The 13,897-nt window shown below is 41.3% G+C and carries 13 protein-coding genes; 2 read left to right on the plus strand and 11 right to left on the minus strand.

Annotation, left to right across the window (positions count from 1 at the left end; translation table 11 throughout):
- Positions 1 to 19: 19 nt before the first annotated feature.
- From CLV32_RS16470 to CLV32_RS16485, 5 genes are all read right to left on the minus strand, one after another.
- Positions 20 to 1,357 (minus strand): RagB/SusD family nutrient uptake outer membrane protein, encoded by a 1,338-nt coding sequence (locus tag CLV32_RS16470; protein ID WP_166641964.1) that lies wholly within the window; start codon positions 1,355 to 1,357, stop codon positions 20 to 22.
- Between the two features lie 17 nt (positions 1,358 to 1,374).
- Complete coding sequence (locus tag CLV32_RS16475; protein ID WP_133557520.1) at positions 1,375 to 4,464, minus strand: SusC/RagA family TonB-linked outer membrane protein; 3,090 nt, start codon at positions 4,462 to 4,464, stop codon at positions 1,375 to 1,377.
- Between the two features lie 123 nt (positions 4,465 to 4,587).
- Positions 4,588 to 4,728 carry a hypothetical protein gene (locus tag CLV32_RS23140; RefSeq protein ID WP_166641965.1) on the minus strand — a complete coding sequence of 47 codons (141 nt, stop codon included), beginning with the start codon at positions 4,726 to 4,728 and terminating at the stop codon, positions 4,588 to 4,590.
- A gap of 234 nt (positions 4,729 to 4,962) precedes the next feature.
- Complete coding sequence (locus tag CLV32_RS16480; RefSeq protein WP_133557523.1) at positions 4,963 to 5,538, minus strand: DUF4256 domain-containing protein; 576 nt, start codon at positions 5,536 to 5,538, stop codon at positions 4,963 to 4,965.
- A 101-nt stretch (positions 5,539 to 5,639) separates the two neighbouring features.
- Positions 5,640 to 6,290 (minus strand): LA_2272 family surface repeat-containing protein, encoded by a 651-nt coding sequence (locus CLV32_RS16485; RefSeq protein WP_133557525.1) that lies wholly within the window; start codon positions 6,288 to 6,290, stop codon positions 5,640 to 5,642.
- 203 nt (positions 6,291 to 6,493) lie between these two features.
- Between CLV32_RS16485 and CLV32_RS16490 the strand changes: the two genes are divergently transcribed.
- Positions 6,494 to 7,450: a hypothetical protein gene (locus CLV32_RS16490; protein WP_133557527.1), complete on the plus strand. Its 957-nt coding sequence runs from the start codon at positions 6,494 to 6,496 to the stop codon at positions 7,448 to 7,450.
- Positions 7,451 to 7,478: 28 nt separating this feature from the next.
- Here the strand turns inward: CLV32_RS16490 and CLV32_RS23375 are convergent, their stop codons facing one another.
- The 4 genes from CLV32_RS23375 to CLV32_RS16510 form a co-directional block, all read right to left on the minus strand.
- Entirely contained in the window at positions 7,479 to 8,114 is a 636-nt protein-coding gene (locus tag CLV32_RS23375; RefSeq protein WP_133557529.1) for an MgtC/SapB family protein, read from the minus strand.
- A 54-nt stretch (positions 8,115 to 8,168) separates the two neighbouring features.
- On the minus strand, positions 8,169 to 9,434 hold the full coding sequence (locus CLV32_RS16500; protein WP_133557531.1) for an NAD(P)/FAD-dependent oxidoreductase: 1,266 nt from the start codon (positions 9,432 to 9,434) through the stop codon (positions 8,169 to 8,171).
- Between the two features lie 113 nt (positions 9,435 to 9,547).
- Positions 9,548 to 9,781 (minus strand): DUF2630 family protein, encoded by a 234-nt coding sequence (locus CLV32_RS16505; RefSeq protein WP_133557533.1) that lies wholly within the window; start codon positions 9,779 to 9,781, stop codon positions 9,548 to 9,550.
- A gap of 174 nt (positions 9,782 to 9,955) precedes the next feature.
- On the minus strand, positions 9,956 to 10,831 hold the full coding sequence (locus CLV32_RS16510; protein WP_133557535.1) for a lysophospholipid acyltransferase family protein: 876 nt from the start codon (positions 10,829 to 10,831) through the stop codon (positions 9,956 to 9,958).
- A 232-nt stretch (positions 10,832 to 11,063) separates the two neighbouring features.
- Between CLV32_RS16510 and CLV32_RS16515 the strand changes: the two genes are divergently transcribed.
- On the plus strand, positions 11,064 to 11,840 hold the full coding sequence (locus CLV32_RS16515; protein ID WP_133557537.1) for an HAD-IIA family hydrolase: 777 nt from the start codon (positions 11,064 to 11,066) through the stop codon (positions 11,838 to 11,840).
- An 8-nt stretch (positions 11,841 to 11,848) separates the two neighbouring features.
- Here the strand turns inward: CLV32_RS16515 and CLV32_RS16520 are convergent, their stop codons facing one another.
- Together CLV32_RS16520 and CLV32_RS16525 are read right to left on the minus strand one after the other, a co-directional pair.
- Positions 11,849 to 13,099, minus strand: coding sequence for an MFS transporter (locus CLV32_RS16520; protein WP_317130264.1), 1,251 nt, complete (start codon positions 13,097 to 13,099; stop codon positions 11,849 to 11,851).
- Positions 13,100 to 13,274: 175 nt separating this feature from the next.
- Entirely contained in the window at positions 13,275 to 13,889 is a 615-nt protein-coding gene (locus tag CLV32_RS16525; protein WP_133557541.1) for a hypothetical protein, read from the minus strand.
- Between the last annotated feature and the right edge of the window lie 8 nt (positions 13,890 to 13,897).

A 13,897-nucleotide genomic window follows, 5' to 3' on the forward strand; every position in this document is an offset into this window, starting at 1 on the left:
GTTGATATCTAGTTTAAGATTAATAGCCTGGGTTTTGTGTAACGTCTGGGTCTGATTGTACATCTGAATATGGGATTGGGAAGAGCCAAAAGTTCCTGTTCGTAATACCAAGAACAACACCTGCACGTTCTGTTCTCACAAGGTCAAACCATCGGTGGGCCTCAAAAGCAAACTCAATTCCGTTTTCGTCCTCTATTGCCTGAATAATTGCCGGTTGTGTAGTGGCGGTGGTTGCAGTTACATCTGCTCTTGCACGTATAGCATTTAAATCGGCAACGGCATCTGCAAGCTTATTCTGTTGCGCTCTCGCTTCTGCCCTGATTAAATATAGTTCGGCAATTCTGATCAGATAAGATGGATCTGTGCTCGTGGCTGTCGTATTGTATAACACGCCATATACTGTTGCTCCACTCCCTGCGATCAGTGAGTTACGACTTCCACCAACTGCTGGATTGTTTAATTTCGCAATAAGTGCGTCGGATGGCTTCAAGGTAAATTGGCCACCAGAAGAACTCGGATACCATAGATTCCAATAGCTGTTCCTGTCATTTACAGAATAAGCTAATTCGAGCACAGATTCTGCTGTCTGGAAAGGTGCAGTAAAGAATGACTTATAAGGTTTTACTAGTGAATATTTGGTATTGCTGATTACTTGGGTAGCATAGTTCTCTGCCTCAGCCCACTGTTTTCTATAGAGATGGAGCCTTGCCCGGAGCGCTCTGGCTGCACTTTTCTGTGCACGATTTCTAGTGGTTGCGTCTTCTGGGAGTAATTGCTCGGCTTGAATCAGGTCAGCAAGTACCTGATCATACGTTTGATCGAGTGTGCTGCGTTTAATACCCGTTAACACACTTAAATCTGAGGTAGGCTTGAGTTGAAGCTGCACCCCGCCCCATCCGCGTGCGAGATCAAAGTACGATAACGCCCGGATGAAATAAGCTTCTCCAACAATCTTGTTTTTCTCAGCTGCTGTTAACAACGGATCTGTGACAGCCGGCACGTAAGCAATTACGCTATTTGCCGAGTTAATTGTTCTATAAATTCCCTGATAAGCTGAAACCGTGATCACGTTATCAGTTGGAATTGCATTCTGGTCAAGCTGTAAATATTCGCTCAATGTACCGTTAAAGATCACATTATCAGTGGTAATTGTCCCCAGTGTCGGATAACTTGAGGCATAGTAGCCTTGCAGGCGATCGTAGGCACCAATAATCGCCGCTCTCGCTGTGCTGGCGTCGGTGATGGAACTTGTAGTGGGAAGTGCATTGTTGGGCACTTCTTCCAAATATTTTTTGCAGGAAGCCGAAAATATGATGACGGTTAACAAAATTGCAGTTCTAAAATATGATGTTTTCATTTTCTCTGATTTAAACATTAAAAAGTTACGTTAGCGCCAATCTGAAAAGTCTTTGGCTGTGGTACGGTTGCCCAGTCGTAACCCACTGTATTCTGGTTGTTTGATTGTGAGCTAACTTCAGGATCCAGTCCGCCGTATTTAGTGAAGGTCAGGAGATTGGTAGCTTGTGCATATATTCTAAATTTGTTTACGCCAATTTTCCTTAGTGCATCTTTTGGTAGCGTATAACCCAATGTCAATGTTTTTAACCTAATGAACGATCCATCCTCTAGGTACCTGGATGACAGGCTAGCCACATTGCCGCCGTAGTTGTTGGCTGCTCCACCATTCTGGGTTGGATTTCCGCTGTAGGTAGTTAATCTTGGGATGTCAGTGATGTCGCCCACTTTCTGCCATCTGTCTAGTTGACGAGGCAAAAACCCGATATTTGCCTGTGTGCCACCATGAACCATAAAGAAATCATTCATGTTCATGATCTTGTTGCCCTGTTGGAAATAAAAGAAAAAGCTAAAATCAAAGCCCTTAAGTGTAAAGTTATTCGTTAATCCCCCGGTGTAGTTTGGAAGTGCATTTCCGACAATCTGACGGTCAGCAGAAGTAATCAAACCATCTCCGTTTACATCATCATAAACTGCATTTCCTGTTTGCGGATCTACATAAAGCTGTTTATACAATTGGAAGGAATTTGTAGCATATCCTTGCCTCAGGATTGAAATATTTCGTCCTGATGCGCCCAGACTGATATCAGAAGCCAGTTTTTCGATTTTGTTTTTATTGAAAGATATGTTAAAGTTCGTTGTCCATTGAAATGCATCTGTCTGCACGTTTGTTGAGTTGATGCCAAGCTCAAAACCTTTATTGCGGACAGCACCGTAGTTTTGTAAATAGGATGCAAAACCCGATCGGTAAGGCACTGGCACGTTTAACAACAAATCATAGGTATACTTATTGTAATAATCCGCTACAATAGTCAACCTATTTTTAAAAATACCAAACTCTGCTCCTAAGTTAAACTGGCGGGTTGTTTCCCAGGTAAGATCAGGGTTGGCAAGTTGTGTCGGTGCAATGCCGGGTTGCTCCAGATAGTTGGCCCCCGAAGACCACAGTCCCTGGGCGGCGTAAGACCCAATCCCATTTTGGTTACCCGAAAGACCTAAACTGGCTCTCACTTTCAGTTCGTTGAAGAAATTCAGGTTTTTAATGAAGTCCTCCTGACTTAGTCTCCAGGCTACACCTCCCGACGGAAAATAGCCCCAGCGTTTATTGGCGCCGAATTTCGACGATCCATCAGCCCGGATACTACCGTCTATCGTGTATTTACCATCATAGGTATAGCTCGCTTTACTAAAAAAGGATAATAGTTTCGATTCTGAACGCGACGCCGATCCCGAACGCGTAGCAGCAACAGAAACTGACCTGAGCACGTTGGCAGCAAATCCTGTCCCACTTGCACTCGTACTTTCATTTAGTACGGTATTGATTGTATTTCCAATAAGTGCATTGATGTTGTGCTTCTTATCGCCACCGAACGATTTTGCATAACTCAATACCTGCTCATTTGTTAAGACCAGATTTTTGTTTTCAATAGATGATGCAGAGCCGTTTGATGCTATACCCGCACTGATTAGCGTACTTGAGTAACTATTGTCATATTCGCTGCTGTTATCTATACTCCAGCTGCTGCGTAATTTTAGTCCGGGAAGAAAGGTATATTCCCCATAAATATTTCCGATAGTCCTCCATCCTATTGCTTTACTATCGAGGTTCTCGATCAGTGCAAGATGATTGTCAAAGCTTCCATAACGGGCATATGTACCATCAGCGTTATATATTGGCAGATAGGATCTTGGAAATAATGCTGAATTAATTACGCCGGTGGGATTATTATCGCTACCGCTAAGATTTCTTTTTGAACGGGTTAAATTGATACTCGTCCCAACTTTAAATTTGTCGGTAAGATAGTTGTCGTAATTCAACCTTGCAGAATAACGGGTATAATCTGAGGGTTTTACAATCGATTCCTGACCCAGATAACCCAAACTGATATAATAGGTACTTTTATCTGTCCCACCTTGGGTAGACACCTCATAATTTGACGTTCGCGCAGTGCGGAAAAGTCCGCTGATCCTGTCATAAGTAGGCTGCGATGCCGGATTTGCAAAGGGTAAAACAATTGTCGATGGGTTAACTCCCTGATCAATAGCAGTGTTAATACGCGATTCGTTTGTGAGCAATGCGACTTCGGGACCAGTAGCGACTTCAAATTTATTTATGGCTGTAGACCAGCCCTGGAAAGTATTTAACGAAATAGCTGCATTTGTATTCCGCTTGCCTCTTTTGGTAGTAACGATAACTACCCCATTAGCACCCAGTGAACCGTAGATCGCGGTAGCGTTTGCGTCTTTAAGTATTTGAATGTCTTCAATGTCAGAAGGGTTCAGGTCAGCTATAGGGTTTGAAGCAGCCTGATTTCCCAGGCCTGCAGAGATAGGATCTGCATTACTTACAAATACGCCATCAATGATATATAAAGGATCAACAGATGCATTGATTGAGTTGTTTCCCCTGATGCGGAAAGTAATACCGCCACCTGGAACTCCGGAATTTGAAGATACCTGAACCCCTGTTGTTTTCCCCTGGAGCAGCTGATTAAATCCGCCGGAAGGTTGGTTTTGAACCACAGACCCACTGATGCTACTTATGGCACCGGCTACATATTTGCGTTCCTGTGTACTATAACCTGTGACAATCACGTCGTTAAGTTGGTTTTGAATTTCTTGCAGACGAATCGTAACAGGACTGCCATTTACAGTTAGTTCTTTCTGATCATAGCCGATAAAACTGATAATTAAGATATATGGAAAACTCTGTCCGGTTACAAAGCTGAACTTTCCATCAGAATCTGTAGATACGGTGTGTGTAGTACCCTTTATTTTAACCACGGCGCCTGGAAGTGGTTGTCCTGTTGTCGCATCCAGAACAATACCATTCAGGTGCGACTTAATTGTTGGATTTACCTGTGCAGAAACCCGCGCCGACCATAAAATGGAGAGCGCAGAAAGTATACCTATAGCCAGACAAACCTTTTTTGTGTAAAGATTTTTCATTTTATTATTTTAAAATTTTTTGATAAACCTCTCCCGTCAAGCCCGCTTGAAGCTAGAATAGAGATTGTAATTAAACTGGAATTTTCCGGCTGTTCAACCGGCTTAAGATATTAGCAACACATGCTACAACACATTCGTGAATGTGTCATTTTCGGGATTGGGAAGCCCGAGGTCATTGGTAATTTTTCTTGCAAACTCTTCGCCTTTTCGAACGGCGTTTCTTCTTGTAAAAGTTGTTCCATAATTAAAGTCTACTAAATCCATAGATTATTAAGACAAATAAAGACAAATTAAAGAAGTATTCCAAACTTAGTTTTGTTTATCGCGAATGTGAAACGCTCGATAAAGAATTAAATTTTGCATTATGCCTTTATTTCGACAAAAATATAGGTCTTGATCTTTCATGCATCCATGTTGTTTCAAAGCAGGATCTTCAAAAATTTATCTAAATATTTCAATAAAGTGTGAAATATTAATCAAACTTCTGGTTTACAACAATTAAACCTTCAAAAAACCTCGAAAGGCACGTGCGGCATAATAGGAAGATGCGCCGTTATGGTATACAAAAACGGTGTTGTACCGACGGTCTGCGAAAATTGCGCCACCGAGTTTTCTGATGTTTACGGGTGTCAGTATCCAGCTGGAGGTTTTTAGATCAAACTCTCCAAATTCCTGAAGGTATCTATACTGATTTTCGTCCAATATCTCAATACCCATGGCCTTTGCCATTTCAAGCGCATTACCATCTGGCTTGAACTCTTTCCTGGAATCGAGTGCTTCCTGATCATAGCAGATGCTCCTCCTTCCTTTAGGTGTTTCTGTGGAGCAATCATAAAAAATAATCGCTCCGGTTTTTGGATCTACATCAACAACATCTGGCTCACCACCGGTTCTTTCCATTTCATTTAATGACCATAATTTAGGTTCGTCGCTCTCTAGCCTGGCAAGAACACTTGTCCACTCAACTTGAGCATGCCTTTTTACATTTTTCTCAAAACGGTTTTTTAATGTTTTAAGTAGCTCTTGACGTTCTTCAGAAGGAAGTTTTTGTTGGTTGGAATTTGATTTCATCATGGAGATCAATAGTGAATAAGAAATGGACTTGTATAGTCTAAATTAAGAAATCTTTTCAAGTTCATCCAAATTCTCCTAAGTTTCTGAAATTCACGTTTACGCTAGTTTTTAAAATTCCAATTCAGTATCGGCAATTTCCGTTTCTGATTGACATTCCATAGGCCAAGTTGTACACCCCTCAAATTGTTCGAATGATTAAATAGCCCTATCTGAAGCCCTCTAACTCTTCCGCCAGTATTACTTACACCCACTTGCAGTCCATACATGAGGTAACTTTCATTAAATGCAGCCAGCTGTACTCCGCTATGTTTCTCGGTAAAATTGATAAATACACTCGCAGATATGCCATGTACTTTTCTGTTAATCTGACCTATGATTCCTGCACTAACGCCATTCACAGTGCAGTCGCAAATTGTTCCTGCAGGCGACAGGTTGAATCCGTTCACCCATTCTGAAGGTGCTCCGTAAACACTTTTCTGATACGCCTCTTCCGTTGTAGAGATGGGGCTGTAAGGTAAAAGTGGGGCGACAATACCCAGTCCAATCGCTTCCAATCTAATGCCGTTGGTACGAACGTTGCGGGGGTCTTCTTCAGATTCCAAACCAGTGTAAATTCCTACAGATAGACCTGTAATCGTCTGATTTTTCTTATGGAAAATACCAAAAGGAAAACGGTTGACTTTCTTCGTCGATTGCGGATGGGTAGAGATCGCAGTTGCCATCAGCACAAGTAATATTAGTTGCTTTTTCATATCATTTAAGTTTGATACAAATGTATTCTACTCAGAACAAGTCAATTATCCTGCGAACCGGCGAAAGTGATTCTTGTAATCTCAAAGGTTAAAATGAGCAAAGGCGATTTTAATTCTTATCTTTAAAAATGAACCAGGAGATAACAAAAAGCCTGCAGATGATTTAAAGTTTTATAAATAACCTTATATACTATTTTCAATTTATGAATATGCAACAGGTTAAGTTTTTTCAGGCGATTACAGCCGCACTGCCAGGTTATCAGAATCTCGCGCAAAGTGTTGCTGAGGTTTTGGCAATCAGCAACAATGAAGCATATAAAAAGATCAGGGGCTTAAGTACGCTCAGCATCCCTCAGGTCATCAAATTATCAGATGCTTTTAATGTGCCATTTTCATACCAGCCAAACCAGTTGCCTTCGGTCAATTTTAACTATCTCTATGTTAATCGTGAAACGCCGAACATGGTGGATTACATGAAAGGGCTCTTACAGAATATGAAAGAAATACACCAACGAAACGACAAGCATATCATTATTACTACTGACGACGTTCCTATCTTCCATTTCTTTAAATATCCCGAGCTTACTTGTTTCAAACTTTTCTTTTGGGCCGATAACCCAACGCTTAAATTTCATTCAGATACCTTGAATGAAGAAATTATAGCTATAGCTAAGGATTTACATCAGCTTTATTTAGAAATCCCCAGCACTGAAATATGGGCAGAAGACACAGTTCATGGTACATTAGGACAGATCCGATACGCATTTGAGGCAGGACATATCACAGATCAGGATCTTGCTGAGAAAATTGTTGAACAACTACGGTATTGCCTGGCGGATATCAATATGTATGCTATGAGTGCTAAAAAAACAATTGATCCGCTCAATGGTTTCAATTGGTACAATTGCGATGTATTAGGCAGTTTGGCATACCTTGTTGAATTCAAAGATGCAATGGTATGCTACAATAGATTCAACACCTTCAACTATTTAAAAACTGATGATCAGTTTTACTGCAGCCAAACTAAAGACTGGATGCAGGGTCTGATCAGAAAATCCGTCGCATTTAGCGGTCAGGGTGAAAAACAAAGAAACAAATACTTATATACAGCATTTGCTGATTGCGATCAGTTGTTGAAAGAAATGGCAAATAATAAGTAGTCCCTTTAAAATAGTAAACTTAGTAAGTTTAGCTAAAAGAAACAATTTCCGGCATGGAAGCAAGCGTTTCGTTCATTGCTACAAGATATTGTTTTTTCCCCGACACCTTAAACACAGCCGTCAAACGGTCATTATCTTTACCTACCTCCAGTCTTTCAATAGCTAAGCCATTTATACTCAAAGTATTTTCCAGGTTTTGTATTTGTGAGAAATCAGGATCACGAAAAAGTACGCTGATCAATTTTTGTTTCTGAAGTCTGGCAATCATTTTTTCAACCCTGGTTACCATCAATAGTACAGCCAATGTAATTGCAGTAAGCGCCAGCGCTAATGCGTGATACCCTATTCCAGTGGTCATGCCAATCGCAGCAGACGTCCAGATCACTGCCGCTGTTGTCAGTCCTCTTACAGAAACTTTGTCTTTAAATATTACCCCGGCTCCAATAAAACCTATTCCAGTAATGATATTCGCGGCAATACGGTCGTCCGCCCCTACACCATGTTTTGAGACTATAGTGAAAATAGTGGATCCCAAGGAAATTAGGATGATCGTGCGAAATCCCGCCGACTTACTTTTATATTCCCGTTCAAAACCAATAACACCTCCACATAAGATAGAAACGATCATCGCTATCATATCCTGCAGCTCAACACTAAAATCCATCTATCTACTTTTATTTTTCATCCATTCAGCAAAACCGGTGCCATGGACAAGAAATCAATATTTGTCGTGAAGATATTTATGAATGAAAGTAACAGCCATCGCACCCTCTCCTACAGCCGATGCTACCCTTTTCACTGAATTATGCCTAACATCACCCGCAGCAAAGCATCCGGGTACACTTGTTTCCAAAAACGCGGGTGTAAAGTCCTTATTCCATTTGTCGTCGAAGGGTGGTTTGTACAAATCGCCGCCGGTAACCAGGTAACCCGCTTCATCGCGCACTATTGCAGTGTCTTTTGCCCAACTCGTATTAGGTCTGCCTCCAATACATACAAAGACAAATTTCGTAGGGTATTTAATAACCTTCCTGGTGAGCGTATTTGTTACTATAATTTCTTCCAGCGAAGTGGCTCCTGATAACCCCGTGATTCTTGAATTAAACAGGACTTCAATCTTTTTCTTCTTCTTGATTCTGTCTAATAAATAGAACGACAAGGACGACGCCAGATCATCCGCTCTGATAATCATCGTAACTTTTTTTGCATACTTACAAAAATTTAACGCAGCTTGTCCCGCTGAATTACCTCCACCAACAACAAAAACATGTTGGTCAGCACAAAGAATCGCCTCACTTGCACCTGCTCCATAATATAAACCAGTATTCAGAAACCTGTCTTCGTCTGGAATCTCGAGTCGCGAGTACTCCACCCCTGTTGCGGATATATTTGACCTGGCTATAATTTTATTACCGTCGGTAAAGTCAACATGTAGTTTGTCGTCAATAAACTGCGCTTTCACACTTTTCCGTACAAGGAGAATATCTACTCCAAATTTAACGGCCTGTTGTCTCGCGCGTTCGGCCAGTTCACTGCCCGATATTCCGCCTGGAAAACCCAGATAGTTTTCGATCAGCGAACTTGTACCTGCCTGACCACCTATTGCATCTCTTTCAACAAGTACGGTACTTAAGCCTTCAGATGCAGCGTATACTGCCGCACTGAGCCCTGATGGCCCGCCTCCAAAAATTGAAATATCGTATTCTTTATGCTTTGGTTTTGTAATCCAACCCAAATTGAATGCAATTTCTTCTGTTGTAGGATTGAAAATAAACGTACCACAGGGCAACTCAACCGCTGGAAGTCGTTTCCCCGATATATCTAAATCTGGGTAAATCGTATGAAAGGACCGCAAATCCGCAATGGGAATCCACTCAAATGTAACTACGCTTCTCTTTAGAAAATCCCGAATCACATAGGCATCTGGTGAGTCCGGATTGCCATATACTTTTATTTTGTTCAGGGCGGTTTTATGTATATCCATGAATTTTCACTGCTTAATTGATTTAGCAAAAGAAGGCTGATAATCTCCTACAACTGGCATAGCACTGGCAATGACTCGCCCTCTTAAGGCATTTGCCACGGTGGTACATAAATCTATTGTTCGTAATTCTCAATAGTATCAATATCTCTCGTTTCAGCTTTATCAGGATTTTTTCCTGCATCACGTAAGGCTCTGCGTTGTCTAAGCAAATCCCAATACTGATCCAGTTCAAGTTTCATTTTTTGCAACTGCTTTACCTCTTCTTCCGAAATATTTTCTTTTGACCACAGTTTTTCCTCGTTTTCAGTCAGGTTCTTGATGTGATTTAAGATCTGATTATCTTCCATATAATTTTTCGCATTGTATTACAAATACGCCGCCAATAGGTAACGTATTGTTTTCCAGTAATATGTAAAGATATGCAAAATCAATGCTTCACGATATGTCGTAAATTCACGATTCATTTAAGTCACACACGCCAAAAAATAACATGTTTAAGGCCTGATGGATTACCTGGTTAATTAAGCTTCAGGTTTAAATTTCCACCTTCTATGAGACCAAAGCCAATATTCCGGCGATTCTCTGATCACCTGCTCCAAATATCTGACATGGGCGTTTGTAATTTCATATTCTCCACTCTCCCTTGGATTTGCAAACATTGGTATAAAGGTGCAACGGTAGTGGCCGCGACTTAGCCTTCTGATATCGCAAAAAACAACAACACTATTCGTGATCTTCGCTAACTTCTCTACGCCAAGGAAAACAGCCGTGGGTTGGTTGAGAAAATTGGTGAAATAACTAATCTCCGACTTAGCTGGCGTCTGGTCACCTACCAGAACAGTAACAGTTCTTTCATTTCTATAAGTAATTAACCTGCGCATCGTATTTTTCATGTCTATAAGTGTCGCTCCAAACCGCGACCGCATTTTAATTACGGCATTATCAAAAAACCTATCGGTCAATGGCTTATAAATGATAATCCGGCGTTCATCAAATAGCTGACTGAAACGTAGTGCACTCATTTCCCAGTTCCCATAATGACCCAAAATACCGAGCACACTTTGTCCCTGTGCAAATGCATCTGTAATCAATTCAGGATTGGGAACATGAACTCGACGAGATACCTCTGCTCTCGAAATCGTAAGTAATTTGATACTTTCAACAATCAAATCAGCCAGGTGTCGATAAAACTTCTTGCCGATAACCGCTCGGTCTTCCGATGACTTGTCAGGAAATGCGTTTTTGAGATTCTCTGCAACAACCATTCTACGATATCTGGAAATATGATATAACATGACATATATGCCATCGGAAATCAAATACAAAACCCAAAATGGCAATAAAGAGATCAAATAGATCAATATCAATACGGCGTAGTAGAAAACTTTCTTTAACATTCCATCGCGATAGAATGAGCAAAAATAAAAATACCGTAATTTTATAAAAAGGAAAATTTGAGTTCAGGTTCACATTTGACTTTTTAAATACAAAAATCCAACTGCTCAACCTGAAACCTTTGCCGGTACTTCATGAGAAAGCACATTTAACTGATTGATTAGTAACTTATGCCATTGTGAACGTAATTTGTTAACGTTAAAAAAGTATATTGCTAAAAAATTAAGAAGAGATATGAAACATGGCCTTTTGATCGATATGGACGGGGTAATTTATAGTGGAGAGGAGCTGATATTTGGTGCTGATAGATTTATTAAAAAATTGATTGATGAAGATATTCCCTTTGCCTTCATGACAAATAACAGCCAAAGAACACCACTTGAAGTTATCCGGAAGTTGAAGGGCTTGGGTATTAAGGTGGAAGAAAATCACGTCTACACAAGTGCGATGGCTACGGGTAAATTTCTGGCAGACCAGAGTCCGAATGGAACAGCTTACGTACTTGGAGAGGGTGGCCTGCTCAGTAGCCTGCATGCTAACGGAATCACTTTAGTTAATACAGATCCTGAATTTGTAGTCCTTGGAGAAGGCCGGAACTTTACACTCGAAATGGTGCAACGCGCCGTGGATATGATTCTGGCTGGCGCAAAATTCATCACAACAAACCGTGATCCGTCCCCTAAAAAGCCTGGATGGAATAATCTTGGAATTGCTGCCACGACCGCCATGATTGAAGAGGCCACAGGTCGGAAAGCATTCGTCACAGGAAAGCCAAGTCCGGTAATGATGCGTTCTGCACGTAAATTTCTTGGCCTTGAAACCAGCGAAACAACAGTAATAGGTGATACGATGGAGACAGATATCCAGGGCGGGGTACAAATGGGTTATAAAACAATCTTAGTACTCTCAGGCATATCCACTAAAGATCGTTTAGGACATTACGCATTTAAACCGGATATGGTGGCAAGCTCTGTAGACGAAATCAAATTTCCGCTGTCATGGTGGGAATGAAAATAACGCTAGGTTCGGACGGTTTTTCCTGTTTCTTTGATAAATAAACTAACTATAAGCGCTACAACGATCACAGCTATAAGAAAAATGCCTGCGGCCTGAAAATGCGCTTCATGCGCTGCTGAGTTGGCTAAGGTTTTGCCATGGTAGGCTGCAAAGACTGGCCCCAGGCATGACGTTACACCAAACGTAATGAAGTTAATCCCACCGGTTGCGCTCCCTTTCACTTCATCAGGATTTGCTTCCTTGATCATCGTGTATGGTATCATGGCTGCACCGGAAGCGATTCCAAATATCAGCATCGAAACAAGTGGAGCCATAAGTTGAGGCATGAAAAACAGTTGTAAGAAACAAAGAATCATGACCAGACTTCCACCAATAAGGACTGGCTTTCTACGGCCAATTTTGTCAGAAATAAATCCCAGCAACGGACAACCGATTACCCAGCCCATAGGGACCATTGCGCTCGCTAAAACTGCGGCATGCCTATCCATTCCTCTATCGGTTACCAGGAAGGATATACCCCAGGTCATGGCAAAAACCGTCGTCGGTACAAAAAGTAGCCCCGATATAATGCCACTTAAGTAGGATTGTAAATTACTGAAAACGATTTTGTAGGGTGTTATGAAGCTGTCTGATGTGTGAGTGGTATTCGGCTCCCGGACTTCTTTTGGCGTAGTAAGCAATAACAACAAACAAATAATACCACATGCGGCGCCCATTACAATCCAGAAAAGATGTACCGGCAAGCCATTTTCGATTAGAGGACCAGTTATGAATTGGCCCGAGGATCCACCAAGCATACCCATACATTGCGTAAATCCAATCGCTGTTGCAATGTATTTAGCGGAAAATCCATGCGACGCCAAATATACACAGCCTGTAAATGAGAAAGCACTACCTGCCCCCTGCAAAAGCCGGCCTGCATTACCTGTCACTTCTCCTGATAACGAAAAAAGCAGACAGCCTAAGCATATCAATCCTGCGCCTATAGCAATTGGATATTTCGCGCCAAATTTATCGTAGGCCACTCCAGCTATAAGACTTACGATCGCGTAACTATAGTAGTAAGTACCTAAGATACTGCTCATCTGAAAAGTGGACAGGCCAAAAGAGTCTGATAATTCTCCTAACATGACTGCCGGCGAGGATCTTACAGCATACTGCAATAAATAGAATATGCATCCCAACGCCCAGGAAATTATAAATCCTCGTTTTAAACGTTGCATTAATTGAGTTTCCTTAGTTGCAGTTAACATCCTTATCAGTCTTTAGATAAACCCCGTGTTGTAAAATAATCTGGATGTTGACAAGTTAGGCATATTATAATTTTCATTAGAACTTAAGGGAATATATTTATATTAGGATCTAAAATTAGAGCTTACAATAAAGCCGTAAGATCTTTCGATCCTACGGCTCCAACCACACTACGACCTAATTCCCACCTTTCCCTCTCGTATTACCTTGTTGATGACCACCGGGGCGGCCGCCATTTCCTTTATTATTCTGTGAAGATCTTACCTCAGTAGGCCTTCCTTGATTTGGCCTCACCTGTGCCTGTTTGCTTGGTGACGAGTTAACTTGCGCCGGTCTCGACTGGTTCGGCCTTGACTGAGCTGGTTTGTTGTAGTTCCCCTTTCTGGCGTTTACATACTTTGCATCCCTGCTATCTCTTATTAAACTTTGTTTGGACCCATAGTTTTTATATCTGCTATATTGTGTGATATGTGTCTGATGAGAAAGGTATGGCCTTGGTGTATTCATCACAACTTTATAGCCACTATACAAATCGTATCCACTATATCTTGATGGCAGGCTGCTTCTCCATACCCATGCACCATTGTCCTGATAAACATATTGTTGTCCTGGAACGTAATAGTAAGCGTCTACATCGGGTAAATAATAATAATCTACATGGTCGTAGCCGGTCGGACCCCATGCAGGCTGCTGACCAATATTAACATTAATACTTATCTGTGCTTTTGCGGTTATGCTGCTCATCGAAGCTACTCCGATTAAGACTGCGATCAATACTCTTTTCATTTTCATTTGTGTGT

This window comes from Pedobacter duraquae, assembly GCF_004362245.1.
GTDB classification, from domain to species: domain Bacteria; phylum Bacteroidota; class Bacteroidia; order Sphingobacteriales; family Sphingobacteriaceae; genus Pedobacter; species Pedobacter duraquae.

Bases quoted from the DNA above. Each gene is read 5' to 3' on its own strand.
- CLV32_RS16470 (WP_166641964.1), bottom strand. From the start codon at position 1,357: ATGAAAACATCATATTTTAGAACTGCAATTTTGTTAACCGTCATCATA.
- CLV32_RS16475 (WP_133557520.1), bottom strand. From the start codon at position 4,464: ATGAAAAATCTTTACACAAAAAAGGTTTGTCTGGCTATAGGTATACTT.
- CLV32_RS23140 (WP_166641965.1), bottom strand. From the start codon at position 4,728: ATGGATTTAGTAGACTTTAATTATGGAACAACTTTTACAAGAAGAAAC.
- CLV32_RS16480 (WP_133557523.1), bottom strand. From the start codon at position 5,538: ATGATGAAATCAAATTCCAACCAACAAAAACTTCCTTCTGAAGAACGT.
- CLV32_RS16485 (WP_133557525.1), bottom strand. From the start codon at position 6,290: ATGAAAAAGCAACTAATATTACTTGTGCTGATGGCAACTGCGATCTCT.
- CLV32_RS16490 (WP_133557527.1), top strand. From the start codon at position 6,494: ATGAATATGCAACAGGTTAAGTTTTTTCAGGCGATTACAGCCGCACTG.
- CLV32_RS23375 (WP_133557529.1), bottom strand. From the start codon at position 8,114: ATGGATTTTAGTGTTGAGCTGCAGGATATGATAGCGATGATCGTTTCT.
- CLV32_RS16500 (WP_133557531.1), bottom strand. From the start codon at position 9,434: ATGGATATACATAAAACCGCCCTGAACAAAATAAAAGTATATGGCAAT.
- CLV32_RS16505 (WP_133557533.1), bottom strand. From the start codon at position 9,781: ATGGAAGATAATCAGATCTTAAATCACATCAAGAACCTGACTGAAAAC.
- CLV32_RS16510 (WP_133557535.1), bottom strand. From the start codon at position 10,831: ATGTTAAAGAAAGTTTTCTACTACGCCGTATTGATATTGATCTATTTG.
- CLV32_RS16515 (WP_133557537.1), top strand. From the start codon at position 11,064: ATGAAACATGGCCTTTTGATCGATATGGACGGGGTAATTTATAGTGGA.
- CLV32_RS16520 (WP_317130264.1), bottom strand. From the start codon at position 13,099: ATGTTAACTGCAACTAAGGAAACTCAATTAATGCAACGTTTAAAACGA.
- CLV32_RS16525 (WP_133557541.1), bottom strand. From the start codon at position 13,889: ATGAAAATGAAAAGAGTATTGATCGCAGTCTTAATCGGAGTAGCTTCG.